The sequence below is a fragment of the Paenibacillus sp. 598K genome (assembly GCF_003851045.1).
In the GTDB taxonomy this organism is placed as follows: Bacteria; Bacillota; Bacilli; order Paenibacillales; family Paenibacillaceae; genus Paenibacillus_D.
The window spans coordinates 137658-157159 of record NZ_BFBX01000031.1 but is presented as its reverse complement, the minus strand read 5'-3'; the positions used below and the strand labels follow the sequence as shown (position 1 = coordinate 157159).

The window sequence follows — 19502 nt, the reverse complement described above, 5'->3', positions numbered from 1 at the left end:
ACAATTAGAAGCCGGACAAGTAACGTGCGTAATGAATCATTTGTTTGACGGAGGGACGAATTTTTTGCTCGTTCAGCGGCGTATTGTCGTTTTTGGATGGCTTGGAATTGACCTCGAGCAGCCATACCCGGCCTGACGTATCGATCGCAAGATCGATGCCAAGCTCGCCAAAGTGCGCCGGGATATGCTGTTCGATCGCCTTGGCGATCTCCAGTGCTGCGCGCTGCAGTCGCGCGGCCGCATCCTGCTTGGCGGAGGAGCTCATGTTGGAGCGCATTACCGCTTCTTTGACCGGACTCAAGGTGCCGCCGCGCGCCAGATTCGAGACGAAGTGCTGGCTGCTGGCGATGCGGGCGACGATAGAGGTCGGCGCCCAGTCGCCAACCAGGTTTTTTTGTACAAGCGCGCGAAAATCCACCGGCCGCTTCTGAATCTCGATCAGGTGCAGGCCTTGCTGAATTTGGTATCGGACGGTTTTCATCTTGCCGCTCAGCGAGTCGAATAATGCCTTCAGCGTAGAGAACTGCTGGCGCTTGGTGCCTGCGGCCGTCGCATAAAGCGCCTGAGCGCCGCCTGCAGCGAGCCGGGATACCCGGATGATGCCTTTGCCGAGGCTGCCGCGGACCGGTTTCAAGAAGACGGTCTCGTAGCGGCCGCACATCGCCTTGAGCGTCGCAAGCTGGCGCAGCACATGGGACTCCGGCAAGTAGCGCTGTACCGTGGCATCGTGACGCAAAGCGTCGAATACCTCGGATTTGTCGAGGAACTTTTCGTTGAAGACTTGTACCCGCCATCTGGATTTTACTTCTTTCAGAAAATGTTGTACGCTTGGTTTATTCTCCAGTTTGCGGGAGGTCAGCCGGTTATTGACGACATCGGCGACCGGCACCGTGATCTGGCGCCACGAACCGGCATAGACCCAGCCCTGCACGCTTGACGTGCTGCTCCCGATCATATCGGGGGTGAAGAAATAGACGAACGCACCCTGCGCCTGGCAAGCGTCGACCAGCTCCCGGCAAAACATCGTAATGGAGCCGAACGGCTTGTCGGGCTGCCCCGGGTAATCGCGGCTGATTAATACGCCGATCAGCGGGCCCAGGGCCAAAGTGTAGGATGCGGAGTGGTAGCGGAGCCGCAGGTTGACGCCCATATGGATGCCCATCCGACGGGCGAGGCCTTGGCTCATGCGCATGCCGTCATACCGCTGCACAGGGATCGCTTTAATCTGTTGGCGGAATGATCCGAACTGCAGCGTAAGCGGCTGGCCTTGCGGAATTTTCCACTGTTTCAGCACTTTTTCTCCGACCATGAGTACGTCATCCGGCAAGATTCCGGAACCTACAGTTTGTATGGCGACTTTCGATTTGAGCATCCTAGATCTCCTTCCAACCGGCATGAAAAGTAATGTTGTGAAGGTTGCTGACCGCATGAATTACTCCATCATATGAGGACATCTATCCCTTGGTGATTGGCCACATCGGCCGCATCCGATAAAAAATCGGCTTCGTCAGCGAAGCGGGTACAGACGGCTTGGCGCGGGCAGGCTGTGAGTGGTATGATTCTAGAGAGCGGAGCAGTCGCGCGTCAGTCCGTGCGCTGCGTATGGGAGGGAAACGGATGAATGTATATGACAGAGCTTATGAGCTGGCCAAAGCGATGAAAGGTTGTCCCGAGGCGCTGGACCTGCGGGGAGCCCGACAGGCCGTGGAGGTGGACGAGGAGGCCAAGCGGCGAATGGATGAATTCCGCCAACGACAGGACGGCTTCCAGCAGCAGATGATGGCTGGCGAGGAGCCTAGCGCGGAAGCGATGGCCGACATGAACCGTCTGTACGAGGAGCTGAGCCTGAATCCGCTGCTGCATCGGCTGTTCGAGGCGGAGCGGCGCTTTGGCATCGTCTTCGACGATGTCAACAAGATCATCTCCGAGTCGCTGAAGAGCGTATACGAATAACGATCTCGCTGCTGGATGGACAGGTTACCTTCATATCCGGAGACAAGCGAGCATATATATCCCTTATACGGCTTGGCTGCATGGAGGCGGCCTGGCGAAGGGAGTGAAGGTGTGTGCAACAGAACAAATGGCGACATGTCGTCTATCTGGCACTGGCGCTCGTCATGCTAGCGATCGGCTTGCCTGAGATGAGGTTTGCTGCCGAGTGGTCCGCGCATGTCGTATTCAGCTTCAGTTGGGCGGCATTCGTGCTGCTGATCGTCGCCGCCAACCTGTATGCGCTGCTAGGCATTGACGAGGATACAGCCAAGCAGCTGCAGCGCGTCAAGCTGGCCAAGCGTCTCGCCTGGCAGCGCCAGCTGCAGCGGCATGCCGATCGACTGGTCCGTGTCCGCGAGCGTCGATAAGCGCACAACGCAGCCACCCTTCGGGAGCTTCTTCCGAAGGGTGGCTGCGTTGGCATTCTATGGGCGGCTAGCGTGCCGATAAGGGCAATCTGGCCTTTGCCTCTATCGGCAGGAGGATCTCGAAGACGATGAGCTCTTGCTCGTTGGGCAGGAGGCTTACAGCGCCGCCGTAGTGCTGGGCCAGGTCGCTTACGATGGCCAGTCCGAGACCAGAGTGGTCCGGCGTCTTGGTGGTAAAGCCGGGCTTGAATATATTGCGGCGCTCATGCTCGGTAAGCGCGCCGTGATTGGCGACGCGAATCGTCAGCACGCCTTGCTCCATGCGGATCTCCAGCTTCACTGCGCGGAGCGGCTCCGGCAGCTCGGCTACCGCATCGAAGGCGTTGTCGATCAGATTGCCAATGATGCGTACCAGATCGACGCTTTTGACGAGCGGTAGCTCCTCAGGCAGATCGCTGCAATGACAGGAAAACGTGATCCGCTTGTCGATAGCGATCGCCGACTTGGCCTGGACCAGCGCGGAGAGCGCCGGCGTCGGGATCTGCCTGGCCAGGGCGCTGACGACCTGGACCTGCTCCACCACTTCCTCCATATAGGAACGGAGCTGCTCCTGCTTGTTCATCTTCAGCAGCGAGTACATCACCTGGACGTGATTGATAAAGTCGTGACGTTGCCCGCGGATGGTCGTCACCATCTGCAGCAGGTCGCCGACATACGCTTGCTGCGTCGAGCGAATCGCTTCGTCTCGGGTCCGCACGAGCAGCCAGACCGAGATGGCGCTGACGGCGGCGATCGTCACGATGCCCAGGTAGAACAGCACGATCAAGAGCTCGTCATAATCGCTTAAGAAGCGAGTGGACAGGTACAGGATGAACATCGTCAGCTGCAGGGAGAGCAGCAGCACGAATGCAAATATATATGGTCGTCGCTGACGCTGCATAAACTGGCGCAAACGCTGGGCTGGCGATATCTTGCGTCTGTGCATGAGGAGACAGAGCAGGCCGACCGCTAGCAGGATGGGCCAGACCCATACGGCCTTGTACCAGAGAGGGCCGGTCTTGAGCTGATGCATCAGTCCTGCGTAAGCATACTTGTCCATGAGCAGCAGGATCGAGTCCGACAGCATGATGGTGACGGACATCGTCACCTGGACGAGCATCCGGCTGATCGTCTTCAGCTCGCGGAACATGAGGAACATCGTCAGGAAATAAATAATGTTGGCGTTGATCATGTGCAGGTGCGTCGGCAGCGCCAGGAAAGCAATGTCGAACAGGGCGGCGACCGTAGCGCTGAAGAGTAGCAGCCGTCGAAACAGCGATTGCGGACGGATGCCCCATACGAGGCACGCGAGCCACGTATGGATGAACGTCTGCGGGATAGATACAAAAAGCCATATATTAAGCGTCGTCCAAAAATAATCCATAGCCAAACCCCTTCATCGGTATAAACAGGTGCTGCAACGGCAGTGTCGAACCAATAACCAAATGATGTTGCATTGTCCAACTTTTACTTTACTTGCTTTTGGAGGAAATGGGAACGGTTTTTTTGAGAAGGATCATGAAACGAAGGGAAGCCATGCTATGAAACGAGGCGAAACGCAACAGGAAGCACTGACGAAACACGAGCGTATCCTTCAGCATATCCAAAATATAGAAGTCGGCAACAGCATCTCGGTGCGTTCGCTGGCTCGGGAGCTGGGTGTCAGCGAGGGGACGGCTTATCGAGCCGTCAAGGAAGCCGAGAAGCTCGGTATTGTCAGCACGAAGGAAAGAATCGGCACGGTCCGCATTGAGAAAAAGCACCGCAGCCATCCAGATCGACTCACCTTCGCCGAGGTGGCCGACATCCTCGACGGTCGTGTGCTCGGCGGCGCCCAAGGCTTGCATAAGACGCTGCACAAGTTCGTCATCGGCGCGATGCAGATCGGCGATATGCTCGCTTATATCGACGCTGACAGCCTGCTCATCGTCGGCAACCGCGAGAATGTGCATCGAATGGCGCTGCTGGCCGGCGCCGGTGTGCTGATCACGGGCGGCTTTGATACGAGCGAGGAGATCAAGCAGTTGGCAGACGAGCGCCAGCTGCCGATCATCTCCTCGGGCCACGATACGTTTACGGTGGCTTCGCTGATCAACCGGGCGATGTACGATCGCGTCATCAAGCGCAAGATTATGCTCATCGAGGAGATTGTCACGCTCGGCCGGCCCTCCGAGCTGCTGCGGGCCAGAGATACGGTCGAAGTATTCGATGCGCTGCAGCAGGATACCGGGCATGCCAGATTCCCTGTCGTCGACGACTGGCATCGGGTGATCGGCATGGTGACCGCCCGCGATGTCGCGGGATCGCCCCGGGATCAGACGATCGAGAAGCTGATGACGCGTCACCCGATCACCATCCAGCCGGGCACTACGGTCGCGGCGGCAGCCCATACGATGGCCTCGGAGGGCATCGACCTGCTGCCGATCGTGGACAAGCAGCGCAAGCTGTTGGCGGTCGTCAGCCGTCAGGAGGTGCTGGCGGCGCTGCAGTTCGCCAACAAGCAGACGCAGTCCGGCGAGACGTTCGACGATCTGATCTGGAATCGGTTTGCAGTGGAGGAGGGAGAGTTGCGCGAGGGCGGGCGAGTTTATCGCGGCCGGATCACGCCGCAGATGTCGGGTCAGCTCGGCACCTTGTCGGAGGGCGTTCTGACGACGCTAATGATGCAGGGGGCGCGTCGGCTGATCCAGGAGGTCGGCAAGCGGGATCACGTACTGGAGAGCGTGACGACCTATTTTGTCCGGCCGATCCCGATCGACAGCGAGATCATCATCGTCCCAAAGCTGCTGGAGATGAGCCGCAAGTCGTCGAAGCTGGAGATCGAGATAGAGGATGAGCGGGGACTGGCCGCCAAAGCGATGATGACGGCGCAGATGATCGACGCCTACTGACGACTCATGAGACTGACCGGGCATCTGCGCGAATCAGCGTTTCGTCGTCGAATAGTGCCGGTGGTTGCGCAAGCCGGCGAACAGGTTGAACAGGCCGAGCAGCAGGAAGATCGAGCCGACGATGACCCGCACCGTGTCCCCTGCGAACATGACCATCTGGATGCCTGCCATCAAGAGCAGCATGAGGCCCATGCTGATGTTCATCCGGGCCGTGTACAGGCCGCGTTGCACGGGCTCTGCGGACCGGCGGGCGCGCAGGCTGAAGAAGACGGAGGACAGCAGGCTGGCGATAATGCCAGCGATGAACAACCATTGAACAATTTCCATAGGTGAGTCGTACACTCCTTTGTTGGTGATAGCTCGTCCCATTGTACCATGCTGGCTTCGCGGAGTGAAGCTTGGCCGCCCTCAGGAGGGGGCGACCTGCTTCACCTGTATTTCCAGGACGTTTCGGAGCTTCGCCCTCGAAACGAGCCTGGAAATCGGCGGAATGAAACGTTGTGGCGCCCGCTAGGACGGGGAGCGTTTCACCTGGATTTCCAGGACTTTTCCTGGCTTCGCCCTCGGAAATTAGCCTGGAAATCGGCGGTATGAAGCTTGGTCGCCCTCAGGACGGGGCGACCCGCTTCACCTGGACCCACGCCTTTAACTGATTATCGACGACGAGCATCGTCTTGATCTGGATGGTGTAGTCCTTGTCGAAGACATCGAGATACAGCTTGCGGTCGAGCAGCACCCGCGCCATCTTGGCCTCGGAGTCGATCTCGTAGATGCTGCGGCCGATGAAGATGCCGAGGTCTGTCGTAATCCGCTTCTTCAGCTCCGTTTGAGTCCGGGCATCGAGCTCCAGTCCGCCCGGCAGCTTCTCCTCCTCGATATAGGCCTGGATCGTCTGGATGACCGTATGGTTGTCCTTGAACCGGTTGAGCTGACGGATCTCCTGCTGCTTTTCGTCGATCGAGCTGCCGAGTTCGCCGATCTGTTGATAGAGCGCGTCGAGCTGATAATGATAGATGCCGTTGAAGACGGCCGCGCCGACGACGATGCCAAGCACGAACACGCCCATCGTGTACATGCTCCTCGTGAATCGCTCGAAATGAGGCACTCGCATCGCGCTACCAGCCTTCCCGGCAGATCAGCCGGACCAGCTCGGTCCCCATATGCGCCCCCAGAAAGGCGCATACGATATAGAAGATCTGCTGCACGACCGGAGACAGATGGCCCTCCAGCATATTCGACTCGATCACGCGCATCGGGTCGATCGTACCCCCGACAGCGGCTACGATCGCCCAGATTTTCAGCTTGTCCGCTGCCAGCAGCATTTCGCTCGCAGGCGGCAGGAACACCAGTACGGCGCCGACTCCGGCGAGCATCGCGCCGCCGATGACGACACCAAATGCGATGAAAAAATCGAGTGCTGCCTTGCTCAAAAAGTATTGCATGTCGCTGCACCGCCTCTCCGCTGCCGGAGCTGCTTGTCCGGCTCGCGGCGCGGGCGCTGCGTCTCCATGGAGAGAGAGCGCCCCCGCCTATACTTCATCATATGGGCGGTGTCTGGAACATTATGATAAAATGAAAGAAATATAAGTCCGGGCGGGAGAGGTTACAGCTATGGGACAACAAGACGGTTTTGTGCATCTGCATGTGCACAGCGAATACAGTCTGCTCGATGGAGCGGCCCGGATCCGGGATCTGACGGCACGTGCCGCCGAGCTCGGCATGCGGGCGCTGGCGCTGACCGATCATGGCGTCATGTACGGCGCGATCGGGTTCTATCAGGCGTGCAAGGCGCGCGGCATCAAGCCGATCCTCGGCTGCGAGGTGTACTTGACGACCGGCTCGCGGCTGGAGAAGGGCTCCCGCAAAGATCAGCCGATCTATCATCTGGTGCTGCTGGCCAAGGACGACAAGGGATACCGCAACCTGATGAAGCTGGTGTCGATCGGCCATCTGGAGGGGTTTCATTATAAGCCGCGCATCGATCTGGAGTCGCTCGAGCAGTATGCCGAGGGGCTGGTCTGCCTGAGTTCCTGCTTGCGCGGCGAGGTATCGCAGCTGCTGCTCCAGGATCAGTACGAGCAGGCTATGGCGTCGGCGCTCCGCTACCAGCGCATCTTTGGCGAGGACTTCTACCTGGAGCTCCAGGATCATGGGCTGCTCGATCAGAAGAAGGTCGTGCAAGGGATGCTGCGACTGGCGGAGGAGACCGGCATCCCGCTGGCGGCGACCAACGATGTGCATTATGTGCATGCGGAGGACGCGGAGATTCAGGATGTGCTCATCTGCATCGGCACCGGCAAGTCGGTCGACGACGAGGACCGGATGCGGATGACGGTCGATCAAAACTATCTTAAGAGCGCCGAAGAAATGGAGCAGCTGTTCCGTTACGCGCCAGAGGCGCTGCGCAACACGGAGCGAATCGCGGACAAATGCGAGCTGGAGCTCGAGCTTGGCCGCGCGCTGCTGCCCGCCTTCGGACCGTTGCCGGCAGGAGAGGACTCGGACAGCTATTTGCGCCTGCTCTGCGAGCGAGGGCTGGAGGCGCGCTACGGCGACGATCCGCGTTGGCACGGCGAGCCCGGCTTCGCCGAGGCCGCCCGCTCGCGGCTCGACTATGAGCTGTCGGTCATCCGCAATATGGGGTACAGCGATTATTTCCTGATCGTCTGGGATTTTATCCGCTATGCGCATGAGCAGGACATCCGCACCGGTCCCGGCCGCGGCTCCTCGGCAGGCAGTCTAGTCGCTTACGCGCTGCGGATTACCGATGTCGATCCGCTCCGCTACAAGCTGCTCTTCGAGCGCTTCCTCAACCCCGAGCGCGTGTCGATGCCGGATATCGATATCGACTTCGACGACGAACGTCGCGACGAGGTGATCGCCTATGTCTCGGCCAAGTACGGCGAAGAGCATGTTGCGCAGATTATCACCTTCGGCACGATGGCGGCGCGGGCGGCGGTGCGCGATGTCGGGCGGGCGCTCAATATCCCGTACGCCGACGTGGACCGTGCGGCCAAGCTGATCCCTCAGCAGCCCGGCATGACGCTGGCGGCGGCGCTGGCGGGCAGTGCCGAGCTGCAGGAGGCGCGCTCGCGCGAGACGATCGCCAGGCTGCTCGATATGGCTGCCAAGGTGGAAGGAATGCCGCGACATGCGTCGACACATGCGGCAGGGGTCGTCATCTCGGGCGAGCCGCTCACCCATTATGTGCCGCTCCAGAAAGGCTCCGAGACGACGCCGCTGACGCAATACGCGATGGAGCAGCTCGAGACGGTGGGGCTGCTGAAGATGGACTTCCTCGGCCTCCGTACCTTATCGGTGATCGGTCGGACGCTGACCTGGATTCGCGAGCTGTATGGCGAAGAGATCGACCTCAGCCTGATCGGCGACGACGATCCGCTCACCTACGATATGTTGAGCCAGGGCGATACGACCGGCGTCTTCCAGCTCGAGTCGGCGGGGATGCGGCGGGTACTGCGGGAGCTGAAGCCGTCGACCTTTGAGGACATCGTCTCGGTCAATGCGCTCTACCGGCCGGGTCCGATGCAATTTATCCCCAACTATATCGCCGGCAAGCACGGTCGCATCGAGGTCGCCTATCCGCATCCGAGTCTGGAGCCGATCCTCGCCGATACCTACGGCATCATCGTCTACCAGGAGCAGATCATGCAGATCGCCTCGCTGATGGCCGGGTTCTCGCTTGGCGAAGCGGACCTGCTGCGGCGCGCCGTCTCCAAAAAGAAGCGCGAGGTGCTGGACGAGCAGCGGGCGCACTTCGTCGAGGGGAGCGCAAGTCAGGGCTACAGCGCCGAGGAGGCCAACCGCGTCTACGATATGATCGTGCGCTTCGCCGATTATGGCTTCCCGCGCGCGCACGCGGCGGCATACGGCATCCTGGCGTACCAGACGGCCTGGCTGAAGGCGCATTATCCGGTGCCGTTTATGGCCGCCATGCTCGCTTCGTTTACAGGCAATCACCGCAAGACGGCGGAATATGTCGACGAGTGCCGGCGCATGGGCATCGAGGTGCTGCCACCCGATGTGCAGGAGAGCGGCGTCTCGTTCACCCCGACCGCCAGCGCGATCCGCTTCGGCCTGGCCTCGATCAAAAATGTCGGCTCCCAGGCGATCCAGGCGCTGATGAAGGAGCGGGAGAACGGCCCCTTCGAAAGTCTGCTCGATCTGTGCCAGCGCGTCGATCTGCGCGTCGTCAACAAGCGAGTGCTGGAATGTATGATCCAGGCTGGCGCTGCCGATTCGCTGCCCGGGCATCGGGCGCAGCTGCTGGCCGCGCTCGACGAGACAGTCGAGGCTGCGGTCAAGTGGCGCAAGGAGCGGGAGGAGCTGCAGATCGAGCTGTTCGGATTCGCCGAGGTGCAAAACTGGCGCGTCGAGCTGCCAGAGGTGCAGCCGTACACAGCGTCGCAAATATTGGAGTTCGAGCGGGAGCTGCTCGGACTGTACATCTCCGGTCACCCGCTCGACGGGTATGAGCCAGTATTGGCGCCGCTTGGCCTGGATCGCATGCTCGATCTAACCGAGCGAGCCGACGGATCGCCGGCTGTCGTCGCTGCGATGCTCGTCTCGCTCAAGCCGTTCACCACCAAAAAAGGCCAGCCGATGGCCTTCCTGGAGCTGGAGGATCGGATGCTGCGGACCGAGACAGTCGTCTTCCCAACGGCCTGGAAGCGGATCGGCAAGCAGCTGCAGCGAGGCGGGCTCCTGGTGGCGCAGGTCACGGTGCAGCGGGAGGACGAGGATATCAAGCTGATCCTCGAGGATGCGGCGCCGCTGGGCGAAGCCGACGCGCCGCAGCAGGCGCGCAGACTGCTGCGTCAGGCGCAGTCGAGACAGGAGCGCCCGCGTAGCCGCGGGCCGTCGGGCAGCACGGGCAGTGGAGGGCTGTCGGGCAGCGCGGGCGCGCCGGTGGTCGGTGGGCCGTCGGGCAACGCGGGCAGTGGAGGGCCGTCGGACAGCGCGAGCGCGCCGGGGAGCGGCACGACGACGCAGCCCCGGGCGGTTGACCCCAAGCCTGACGCAGGCGAGAGCGTCTTGCCGCAGCGGTCCCTTCCGTCCTCCGCCGAGCGGTCGACGGCAGCCGCCCGCACGCCGCGGACGCAGCGTCTCTATGTCAAGGTTTCGGCAGGGCGAGGCGAGCCGGAGCGTCTGGAGCAGCTCCAGGCGCTGCTGAGCCGTCATGGCGGACCGCTGTCGACTGTCCTGTTCTACGAGGAGGGCCAGCGTACGGTTGCGCTCAGCGAGCGTTACCGGATCAAGCCCTCGCCTGAGTTGGTCGCCGCCATTGACCGGCTGCTTGGCGAAGGCTCGGCGGTTATCCGATAGCTGCTGCCAGGCCGAATTTAAGTGGAACATCTCCGCTTGTCCCTGCATACATTTAGGAGACATGCAAGCCTATGCCGGCGCTCGAAGGGAGCGACCCGGCTGGCTCGCGACCCCTCAGGAGGGATGCAGATGTCGACAAGACTGGAGCAATGGCTGGGCAGACGCGGTGTGAATGTGCAAGAGGTGGCCGATATCGTCTATTCGTTGCAGCGACCGTACAATGCCCAGCTGACGTTGGAGGAATGCTTGCAGAGTGTCCGGACGGTGCTCAGCAAGCGCGAGGTGCAATATGTTATGTATACGGGGATCGCTCTGGATGAACTGGCAGAGCAAGGGCTGCTGCCGGAGCCGCTGCAATCGATCATGGTCGCGGATGAGTCGCTTTACGGCGTCGACGAGACGCTGGCGTTAGGCATTACGAATGTTTACGGCATGATCGGGTTGACAAGCTTCGGTTATTTGGATAAAGTCAAGCCCGGAGTCATTCAGCGTCTGAACACCAAAGGACAGGGTATTCACGTGTTTTTGGATGATCTGGTCGCCGGACTTGCAGCTGCCGCTTCTGCGAGGATTGCCCATAAGGACCCGGCCGCCAACACGTACGACATCTCCGACGGGCCTGCTCTTTTGGAGGAGTGAGGATCGATTTCTTGCGGTAAAAACCGTAACTATGGTATCATTATTGCATTATGCGGCCTGAACCAGAGATTTAGGGGGTACCTTCATGTGGACGGTTATCTATATCGCGCCTACGGCAAGGATCGCGGAGAACATCACGAAGCGGCTGACCGAAGAAGGATTTATGGTCCAGGCGCGTCCTGTGAGTTTGTCCAAGCAGCAGTTCGAGATTCTGGTGCCCTCAGGCGAACTGGAAGAAGTGCAGGAAGCGCTCAATTCCATTCTCCACTCGTAGATGATAGAACCCCCGGTTGTGAGGAGAATCGGCCACGCCCGGAAGCTTGCTCCGAACCTGGCATGACAGGAGCAGCCGGCCGTTTTCTCGTCACAATACTTTTGCGCCTTGAGAGGTGTCGTCTTCATGTTTAAGGACTTATTCCATAAAAAAAAATACGCCACCATCCCTTCAAAGAATACGAAACGCGAAATTCCCGAGGGGCTGATGAACAAATGCCCCAAGTGTGGGACGATCCAGTATAGCAAGGAGCTGGAGAAAAACCTGAAGGTATGTGCCTCGTGCGGCCATCACTTCCGTCTGAGCGCATGGGAGCGAATCCAGCTCATCCTTGATGAAGGCAAGCTGGAGGAGTTCGACGCCCGGATGGTGTCCGAGGACCCGCTTGAATTTCCCGGATACGCAGCGAAGCTGGAGCAGCAGAAGAAAAATTCCGGTCTGCTCGACGGCGTCGTCACCGGCCAAGGCGCGATCGGCGGTTTTCCGGTTGTGATCGCGGTTATGAGCTTTGATTTTTTCTCCGGCAGCATGGGCTCGGTTGTGGGCGAGAAGATTACGCGGGCGATCGAGACGGCGATGGCGCGGGAGCTGCCTTTGCTCATTTTCTCCACCTCGGGCGGCGCACGCATGCAGGAGAGCATCCTCTCGCTCATGCAGATGGCCAAGACGAGCGCCGCGCTGGCAAGGTTCCAGTCGGCGGGCGGACTGTACATCTCGGTGCTGACCGATCCTACGATGGGAGGCGTCTCGGCGAGCTTCGCGATGCTTGGCGACTACAATTTGGCCGAGCCTGCCGCGCTTGTCGGCTTTGCCGGCCGGATCGTCATCGAGCAGACGATCCGCCAGAAGCTGCCGGACAACTTCCAGACTGCGGAGTTTAACATGCAGCACGGCCAGATCGACAAGGTCGTCCATCGCAAGGAGCTGAAGCAGATGTTGACCAAGCTGCTTGATATGCATACGGTAAGGGAGGATGCTGTCCATGGCGGGTGAACTTCAATTCGAGAAGCCGCTGAACGAGCTCAGACAAAAAATAGACGAGCTCAAGCGGTTCGGCCAGGAGCGCGGCATTGATTTCTCCGATGAGATCGCGCGGCTGGAGCAACGGTACAAGTCGCTAGCGGACGAGGTGTACGATGAGCTGACGCCGGCTCAGAAGATGCATCTGGCCCGTCATCAGCAGCGCCCGACCTCGCTGGATCTGATCCAGCATATGTTCACCGATTTTATCGAGCTGCATGGCGATCGTCTGTTCGCTGACGATCTGGCGATCGTCGGCGGACTGGCCAAGCTGAACGGCGTTCCGGTGACGGTGATCGGCCATCAGCGCGGCAAGGATACGAAGGACAATATCGCGCGTTTCTTCGGCAGTCCCCATCCCGAGGGCTTCCGCAAGGCGCTGCGTCTGATGCAGCAGGCTAACAAGTTCAACCGGCCGATCATCACGCTGATCGACACGAAGGGCGCTTATCCCGGCAATACAGCCGAGGAGCGGGGCCAGTCCGAAGCGATCGCCCGCAACTTGCGGGAGATGGCCATCTTCGGCGTGCCGATCATCTGTGCGGTGATTGGCGAGGGCGGCAGCGGCGGCGCGCTGGCGCTTGGCGTCGGCAATCGCGTACTGATGCTGGAGAATGCGATCTATTCCGTCATCTCGCCGAACGGCGCCGCTTCGATCCTATGGAAGGATGCGTCGAAGGCGGATCAAGCTGCGGAAGCGATGAAAATCACAGCCAAGGACCTACTGGAGTTTGGTATAATCGAAGAGATCGTACCAGAGCCGCAGGGCGGCGCGCATCGCGATGTCGCCCAGCAGGCGGAATCGCTCAAGGATGCGATCTGGCGGCACCTCCAGGAGCTGCAGGCGATGTCTCCGGAGGAGCTCGCTCTGGATCGCTATGAGAAGTTTCGCAAGATCGGCGCGTTCTCGACGTTGGAAGAGCCGCAGGAAGAGACGCTCGGGGAAGCTGCGCTTGAGACGCCCCAGTCGATCAATGGTTAATTTTTTGTGAATGATACTGTACAAGCCGTCGCGAATCGTGTAATTTTAGGAAGAATATGAGCTTGTCCCATCAAGCGTTGCGAGGCTTGGCCGAGCTGGCCGAGCCGTCTACGCGTGAGAGCAAAAACGGAGGAAACCAACCCATGCGCAAAACAAAAATCGTTTGTACTATCGGACCTGCCAGCGAATCGCTGGAAAACACCAAAAAACTGATCCTCGCGGGAATGAACGTCGCTCGTCTCAACTTCTCCCATGGCGACTTCGAGGAGCACGGCAACCGGATCAAAAACATCCGCGCCGCTTGCGAAGAGCTGGGAACTACAGTAGCGATCCTGCTCGACACGAAAGGTCCAGAGATTCGTCTGGGCAAGCTGAAAGAAGAGCCGATCGATCTGAATCAAGGCGATGCGATCGTCCTGACGACAGAAGAGATCCTTGGCGACCGCAACCGGATCCCGGTCACCTACGCCAATCTTCCGCAGGATGTGCAGATCGGTTCGACGATCCTCATCGATGACGGCCTGATCGGCCTCACAGTAGAAGAAGTCGAAGGTACCGAGATCAAGTGCCGCATCGTCAATAGCGGTCAGATCAAAAGCAAAAAAGGCGTCAATGCTCCTGGCGTCAACATCTCGCTGCCCGGCATTACCGAAAAGGACGCTGGCGATATCGTCTTCGGCATCGAGCAAGGCATTGATTTCATCGCCGCTTCCTTTGTCCGCAGAGCGAGCGATGTGCTGGAGATCCGCGAGCTGCTCGAGAAGCATGACGCATCCCATATCCAGATTATCTCGAAGATCGAAAATCAACAGGGCGTTGACAATCTCGATGCAATCCTCGAGGTGTCCGACGGCTTGATGGTGGCGCGCGGCGACCTCGGCGTAGAGATTCCTGCCGAAGAGGTGCCCCTCGTCCAGAAGATGATGATCCGCAAGGCGAATCTGGCGGGCAAGCCGGTCATCACGGCCACTCAGATGCTGGATTCGATGCAGCGCAACCCGCGGCCGACCCGCGCGGAAGCAAGCGACGTCGCCAACGCCATCTTCGACGGCACGGACGCAATCATGCTCTCCGGCGAGACGGCAGCAGGCAAATATCCGGTCGAGTCCGTGCTGACGATGGCGCGGATCGCTGTCCGCACCGAGTCGGCGCTGAACTATCGCGAAATCTTCAACAAGCAAGCGACCGCTCAACGCTCGACCGTTACCGAGGCGATCAGCCAATCGGTCACCAACTCCTCGCTGGATCTCGATGTGAAGGCAATCGTCACCTCGACGGAGAGTGGTTATACGGCGCGTATGATCTCCAAATACCGTCCTAAAGCGCCGATCATCGCAGTTACGCCGGTCGATCAGGTGATGCGTCGCCTGGCGCTTACATGGGGCGTTATCCCGGCCAAGGGCGTGCCGGCGGAGACGACGGACCAGATGTTCGATATCGCTGTCGAAGGCGCGATGAAGACCGGTCTGATCCAGCTGGGCGATTCCGTCATCATCACGGCAGGCGTGCCAGTCGGCCGCTCCGGGACGACGAATCTGATCAAGGTGCATCATGTCGGCGATCTGATCGCCAAAGGTCAAGGCATCGGCAGTCAGAGCGCGACCGGCAAGATCGTCGTCGCACGCAATGCGGAAGAGGCCAATGCCAAAACCGTACGCGGCTCGATCCTCGTAACGACGCAAACCGACAAGGACTACATGCCTGCGCTGGAGAAAGCGGCCGCTATTATTACGACGCAAGGCGGGATTACGAGCCACGCCGCAGTCGTCGGCCTCAACATCGGCATCCCGGTCGTACTGGGCGTTGCCGACGCGTTCGAGCTGATGCATGACGGCATGGAAGTGACGATTTATGGTGAGGTTGGCGTGATCTACACCGGACAAGCCAACGTCCTGTAAGGAAGTTCAAAAATCCGCTTTTGATCACGAAGTAACTCAGGGATGAGGATTCGGCGTCGAATCTTGAATGCAGTCGGATGAGAGTTTCCAAAGGAAACTAGCTTCGTAAGCCTCAGCTCAGTTTGCTCACGTAGCTCCACTAAGCATATGCTTCCGAGGTCGTTTTCTGCGAAAACGTGTACCGCTCCTCATTTCCTCCTGCCTCCAAGCTTCTCGGTGCTGAAAACCGAATTTTTTGAACGTGATTGTAGTTAAGAGCAAGAATAATGCAAGAACATAGCAAGAACAGAGTAGAACAAGAGCAAGAAATAAGCACAAAAGCAAGAGCGGTGGCCGGGGGCCATCGCTCTTGCTTTTGTGTGGCTGAACATGTCACACTAGTAGTGTGAGCTTTAACTAAAGAAAACATGATTTCAGCCGCAATTCGCTAGAACACCCTAATGACTAGATTACAGGGCCTTTGTTAAGGCCTTATAACGGCGGATATCCGGGAGCCGCTAGTTGAATGCGGCCTCACAAGCACAGACGATCGGCCTGCCGCGACTCTAACGCTTACCCTCGACCTTATTGGGTCGAATAGGCAGGACTCACAAGGCTAACGCTCGCCAGAGAGCTTATTTTGGCAAAACCGTGTCGAAAAGGCCATTTGTTCACAAATAAGCGCCGTGGCGAGCGTAAGGATGCCAGAAAGCGCAAAATAACGGAAATAAGCGTTTTGGTGAGCGTTAGATCAGGGAGAAAGGTACGGGGCTGTCGCTGCTCCGCTTCCGTTGCAACACCTTTCCCGGGCGGATAACTCTCCCGGAACACACTAGTAGAACCAAACCATTACAGGAGGTTGGCATCAATGGCATCGCCTTGGCATATCCATCCGCTGCGCGTACGTTATCAGGAGACGGATCAGATGGCCGTCGTCTATCATATCAATTATTTGAACTGGTTCGAGATCGGCCGCACCGAGTGGATACGCCACGCGGGCTATCGCTACGCCGACATCGAGCAAGCGGGGCTGCTGCTGCCGCTCATCGACCTGCAGAGCCGCTTCCTGCTGCCTGCGCGTTATGATGAGGAGCTGGCGATCTGCACCCAGGTGTCGAGCTACTCGCCATTGCGGATGACCTTCGCCTCGGAGGTGCGTCGCGTCGATTCGGGTCAGGAGCTGCCTCGCGCGGTCGACGCTGACGCGGCTCGCCCAGGCGAGCTGCTGGTCGAGGGGACGACGAGCCATGTGTGGGTTAATCGCGAGTGGCGTCCGACGCGTCTGGACCGGCGGTTGCCGGGTGTCTATGAGGCGCTGCGTATTCTCTGCCAAGGAGGCGAATAAAATGAAGAAATGGCTGCTCGCTCTGCTCCTGATCATACCGGCGCTGGAGCTCTTCCTCATGCTGAAGGTAGCCTCGTGGATCGGCGGCGGCACGACCTTCCTGTTGATCGCCGCCACCGCGATCGTGGGCATTCTGCTGATCCAGTTCGAGGGGCGCAAGGTATGGCAGGAGGCCCAGGTCCGCATGCAGGAAGGACAGATTCCCGGCTTGTCGCTGCTCGATGGCTTGTGCGTGCTCGGGGGCGGCATTCTGCTTATTATTCCCGGCTTCCTTAGCGACCTGGTCGGTCTGCTGCTTGTTATTCCGTTCACCCGACCGTTTTTCCGGGGACGCTTGCTGAGCTGGCTGGAGCGCCGGATGCGGGGCGGCGGCGGGGGCGGATTTATGATCGGGCGCTAGGGCGTGTATGCATACTCGGAGCCGTCTTAGATGCCCCTGAGCGGGTTTGCAAACGCGCCCTAGTAGCCGGTCTGGTTTACCTTGCCTTTACATTGCATTAACATGACCCGAACAATCGCGGAGGATAATAGAGGTTAGATTTGCCGCGTTTGCTTACTACCAGGGAGGCATGGCCTATATGACGAAGCAATTACCCCACTACGTGAATCGCGATCTGAGCTGGATCGAATTCAACCGGCGCGTGCTTGAAGAAGCGCAGGATCCGGCTACGCCCTTGCTGGAGCGGGCCAAGTTTTTGGCCATTGTGACGAGCAACCTGGACGAGTTCATGAGCGTCCGCGTTGCAGGCATTCAAGATCAATTGAAGGCTGGCTATAATAAAATCGATTTTACAGGCTATACGCCATCAGGATTATGGAAGAGGCTATTCAAGCGCACGACGCAGATGCTGACCGATCAGTATCGCACCTATCGCGAAGTGATGCGCGGACTGGCCCGCGAAGGGATCGCCTTCAAGGAGCTGGACGAACTAAACGCGACACAGCAGGCGGCGATGGAGCTCTACTTCCGCGAGATCGTCTTCCCGGTCTTGACACCGATGGCTGTCGATCAGAGCCGGCCATTCCCCCTCGTACATACGAAGGAGATGTATCTGGCCGTTTTGCTGCGCAATGTGGAGCAGGAGGAGGACGAGGAGCCTTTGTTTGCGATCGTCCAGGTGCCTTCGATCCTGACGCGCTACGTCCAGGTGCCCGGTCGGGGCAACAGCAAGAAGATGGAATATGTGCTGCTGGAGAAGCTGATCGAAAAAAATATGGATATGTTGTTCAACGGCTATATCACGATTGCGGTGCATCCGTTCCGACTGACGCGCAATGCGGACCTGACGCTTGATGAGGAAGGGGCAGAGGATCTGCTCGAGGAGATCGAAAAGGAGCTGCGACGTCGTCGCTGGGGGATGCCGGTCCGCCTGGAGATCGATAAGGGCATGCATCCGTACGCCCTGCAGCTGCTCCACGAGGAGCTGGAGACGGGTGAAAACGTAGTCGAGATCGACGGCCCGCTCGACCTCAGCTTCCTGATGAAGTTCAGCGGCTCGCTGCCGGGGCGCGACAGCCTGCGTTATCCGAAGATCGAGCCGGTCTATCCGGAGGAGCTGGAGGATGCGGAGGACATGTTCGAGGTGCTGCGCCAGCGCGATGTGCTCATGTACCACCCTTATGAATCCTTCGAGCCGGTCAATGACTTCGTCCGCCAGGCAGCGGAGGATGAGGATGTGCTGGCGATCAAGATGACGCTCTACCGGGTGAGCGGCCAGTCGGCGCTCGTCCAGGCGCTCGCATCAGCTGCCGAAGCGGGCAAGCAGGTGACGGTGATCGTCGAGCTGAAGGCGCGCTTCGATGAAGAACGCAACATCGCCTGGGCGCGGCAGCTGGAGAAAGCGGGCTGTCATGTCGTCTATGGCCTGGTCGGGCTGAAGACGCATGCCAAAATCCTGCTCGTCGTCCGTCGCGAGCAGGGGGCATTGCGTCGGTATGTGCATGTAGGCACTGGCAATTATAATGACAGCACAGCGAAATTATATACCGATGTCGGACTCTTCACCTCGCATCCGATCATCGGCGTCGACGCTTCCGCGCTGTTCAACGAAGTGACGGGCTACTCCGCGCCGCATGACTGGAAAGCCTTCGCCGTCGCGCCGACCGATCTGAAGGACCGGCTCTTCGAGCTGATCGACCGCGAGATCGAGCATGCCCGGGCCGGCCGACCGGCAGGCATTATCGCCAAGATGAACTCCTTGTCCAATCAGGATATGATCGACAAGCTGTATGAGGCTTCACAGGCTGGCGTGCGCATCGAGCTGATCATCCGCGGCGTCTGCTGTTTGCGGCCGGGCGTAACTGGCATCAGCGAGCAGATCCGGGTCATCAGCATCGTCGATCGCTTCCTCGAGCATTCGCGTATCGCCTACTTCAAGAATGGCGGCGAGGAAGAGGTGTACCTCTCCAGCGCCGACTGGATGACGCGCAATCTGACGCGCCGCATCGAGCTGATGTGTCCAGTGTTCGATCCGCAGCTGCGGCAGGATCTGATCCGCATCCTGCGGTTCAATCTCGAGGACAATGTGAAGGCGCGCGAGCTGCAGCCGAGCGGCGCCTATGAGCAGGTGGCCAATCAACTGCCGCCGCTGCGCAGCCAATTCGAGTCGGAGCGGATCGCCAGCTGGAAGCAACGCCGCTGATCCGCCGGCTGCCTAGGGCGTGTCTGCACACCCGATCAGGGGCATCTTAGACCGCCTTTCCGCCCCCTGCGGCGTTCCTTTTGCTTGCCG

Annotated in this window: 17 protein-coding genes; 12 read left to right on the top strand and 5 right to left on the bottom strand. The window is 59.3% G+C overall.

Going from position 1 to position 19502, the window contains the following annotated elements:
- Positions 1-4: 4 nt before the first annotated feature.
- Positions 5-1372, bottom strand: a complete 1368-nt coding sequence (locus PA598K_RS11255; RefSeq protein WP_128657040.1) for a YheC/YheD family endospore coat-associated protein — start codon at positions 1370-1372, stop codon at positions 5-7.
- A gap of 245 nt (positions 1373-1617) precedes the next feature.
- Between PA598K_RS11255 and PA598K_RS11250 the strand changes: the two genes are divergently transcribed.
- Complete coding sequence (locus PA598K_RS11250; protein ID WP_128657039.1) at positions 1618-1953, top strand: YlbF family regulator; 336 nt, start codon at positions 1618-1620, stop codon at positions 1951-1953.
- Between the two features lie 113 nt (positions 1954-2066).
- On the top strand, positions 2067-2360 hold the full coding sequence (locus tag PA598K_RS11245; RefSeq protein ID WP_128657038.1) for a hypothetical protein: 294 nt from the start codon (positions 2067-2069) through the stop codon (positions 2358-2360).
- Positions 2361-2427: 67 nt separating this feature from the next.
- Here PA598K_RS11245 and PA598K_RS11240 read toward each other — a convergent pair whose 3' ends face one another.
- Positions 2428-3783, bottom strand: coding sequence for a sensor histidine kinase (locus PA598K_RS11240; RefSeq protein ID WP_128657037.1), 1356 nt, complete (start codon positions 3781-3783; stop codon positions 2428-2430).
- 157 nt (positions 3784-3940) lie between these two features.
- Between PA598K_RS11240 and PA598K_RS11235 the strand changes: the two genes are divergently transcribed.
- A complete protein-coding gene (locus tag PA598K_RS11235; RefSeq protein WP_128657036.1) occupies positions 3941-5290 on the top strand; it encodes a DRTGG domain-containing protein in 1350 nt (449 codons plus the stop codon).
- 33 nt (positions 5291-5323) lie between these two features.
- Here the strand turns inward: PA598K_RS11235 and PA598K_RS11230 are convergent, their stop codons facing one another.
- From PA598K_RS11230 to PA598K_RS11220, 3 genes are all read right to left on the bottom strand, one after another.
- Positions 5324-5617 carry a YtpI family protein gene (locus tag PA598K_RS11230; RefSeq protein WP_128657035.1) on the bottom strand — a complete coding sequence of 98 codons (294 nt, stop codon included), beginning with the start codon at positions 5615-5617 and terminating at the stop codon, positions 5324-5326.
- A 280-nt stretch (positions 5618-5897) separates the two neighbouring features.
- Positions 5898-6356 carry a hypothetical protein gene (locus PA598K_RS11225; RefSeq protein ID WP_185601834.1) on the bottom strand — a complete coding sequence of 153 codons (459 nt, stop codon included), beginning with the start codon at positions 6354-6356 and terminating at the stop codon, positions 5898-5900.
- A gap of 49 nt (positions 6357-6405) precedes the next feature.
- Complete coding sequence (locus PA598K_RS11220) at positions 6406-6732, bottom strand: YtrH family sporulation protein (protein WP_128657033.1); 327 nt, start codon at positions 6730-6732, stop codon at positions 6406-6408.
- Positions 6733-6901: 169 nt separating this feature from the next.
- Between PA598K_RS11220 and PA598K_RS11215 the strand changes: the two genes are divergently transcribed.
- The 9 genes from PA598K_RS11215 to ppk1 all read left to right on the top strand — a co-directional run bounded on the left by PA598K_RS11215 (position 6902) and on the right by ppk1 (position 19412).
- Positions 6902-10633, top strand: coding sequence for a DNA polymerase III subunit alpha (locus PA598K_RS11215; protein WP_128657032.1), 3732 nt, complete (start codon positions 6902-6904; stop codon positions 10631-10633).
- Between the two features lie 129 nt (positions 10634-10762).
- Complete coding sequence (locus PA598K_RS11210; protein ID WP_128657031.1) at positions 10763-11272, top strand: phosphatidylglycerophosphatase A family protein; 510 nt, start codon at positions 10763-10765, stop codon at positions 11270-11272.
- An 85-nt stretch (positions 11273-11357) separates the two neighbouring features.
- A complete protein-coding gene (locus tag PA598K_RS11205; RefSeq protein WP_128657030.1) occupies positions 11358-11546 on the top strand; it encodes a glutamate decarboxylase in 189 nt (62 codons plus the stop codon).
- Positions 11547-11672: 126 nt separating this feature from the next.
- Positions 11673-12539, top strand: coding sequence for an acetyl-CoA carboxylase, carboxyltransferase subunit beta (gene accD / locus PA598K_RS11200; protein WP_128657029.1), 867 nt, complete (start codon positions 11673-11675; stop codon positions 12537-12539).
- Positions 12529-13548: an acetyl-CoA carboxylase carboxyltransferase subunit alpha gene (locus tag PA598K_RS11195; RefSeq protein ID WP_128657028.1), complete on the top strand. Its 1020-nt coding sequence runs from the start codon at positions 12529-12531 to the stop codon at positions 13546-13548. The genes accD and PA598K_RS11195 overlap by 11 nt, the downstream gene beginning before the upstream one ends.
- A gap of 143 nt (positions 13549-13691) precedes the next feature.
- Positions 13692-15446 carry a pyruvate kinase gene (pyk, locus tag PA598K_RS11190; RefSeq protein ID WP_128657027.1) on the top strand — a complete coding sequence of 585 codons (1755 nt, stop codon included), beginning with the start codon at positions 13692-13694 and terminating at the stop codon, positions 15444-15446.
- A gap of 847 nt (positions 15447-16293) precedes the next feature.
- The gene (locus PA598K_RS11185; RefSeq protein ID WP_128657026.1) at positions 16294-16770 is read left to right on the top strand and encodes an acyl-CoA thioesterase; all 477 of its coding nucleotides are present in this window, start codon (positions 16294-16296) and stop codon (positions 16768-16770) included.
- 1 nt (position 16771) lies between these two features.
- The gene (locus PA598K_RS11180; protein WP_128657025.1) at positions 16772-17170 is read left to right on the top strand and encodes an FxsA family protein; all 399 of its coding nucleotides are present in this window, start codon (positions 16772-16774) and stop codon (positions 17168-17170) included.
- A 178-nt stretch (positions 17171-17348) separates the two neighbouring features.
- A complete protein-coding gene (gene ppk1, locus PA598K_RS11175) occupies positions 17349-19412 on the top strand; it encodes a polyphosphate kinase 1 (RefSeq protein WP_128657024.1) in 2064 nt (687 codons plus the stop codon).
- The last annotated feature ends 90 nt before the right edge of the window (positions 19413-19502 follow it).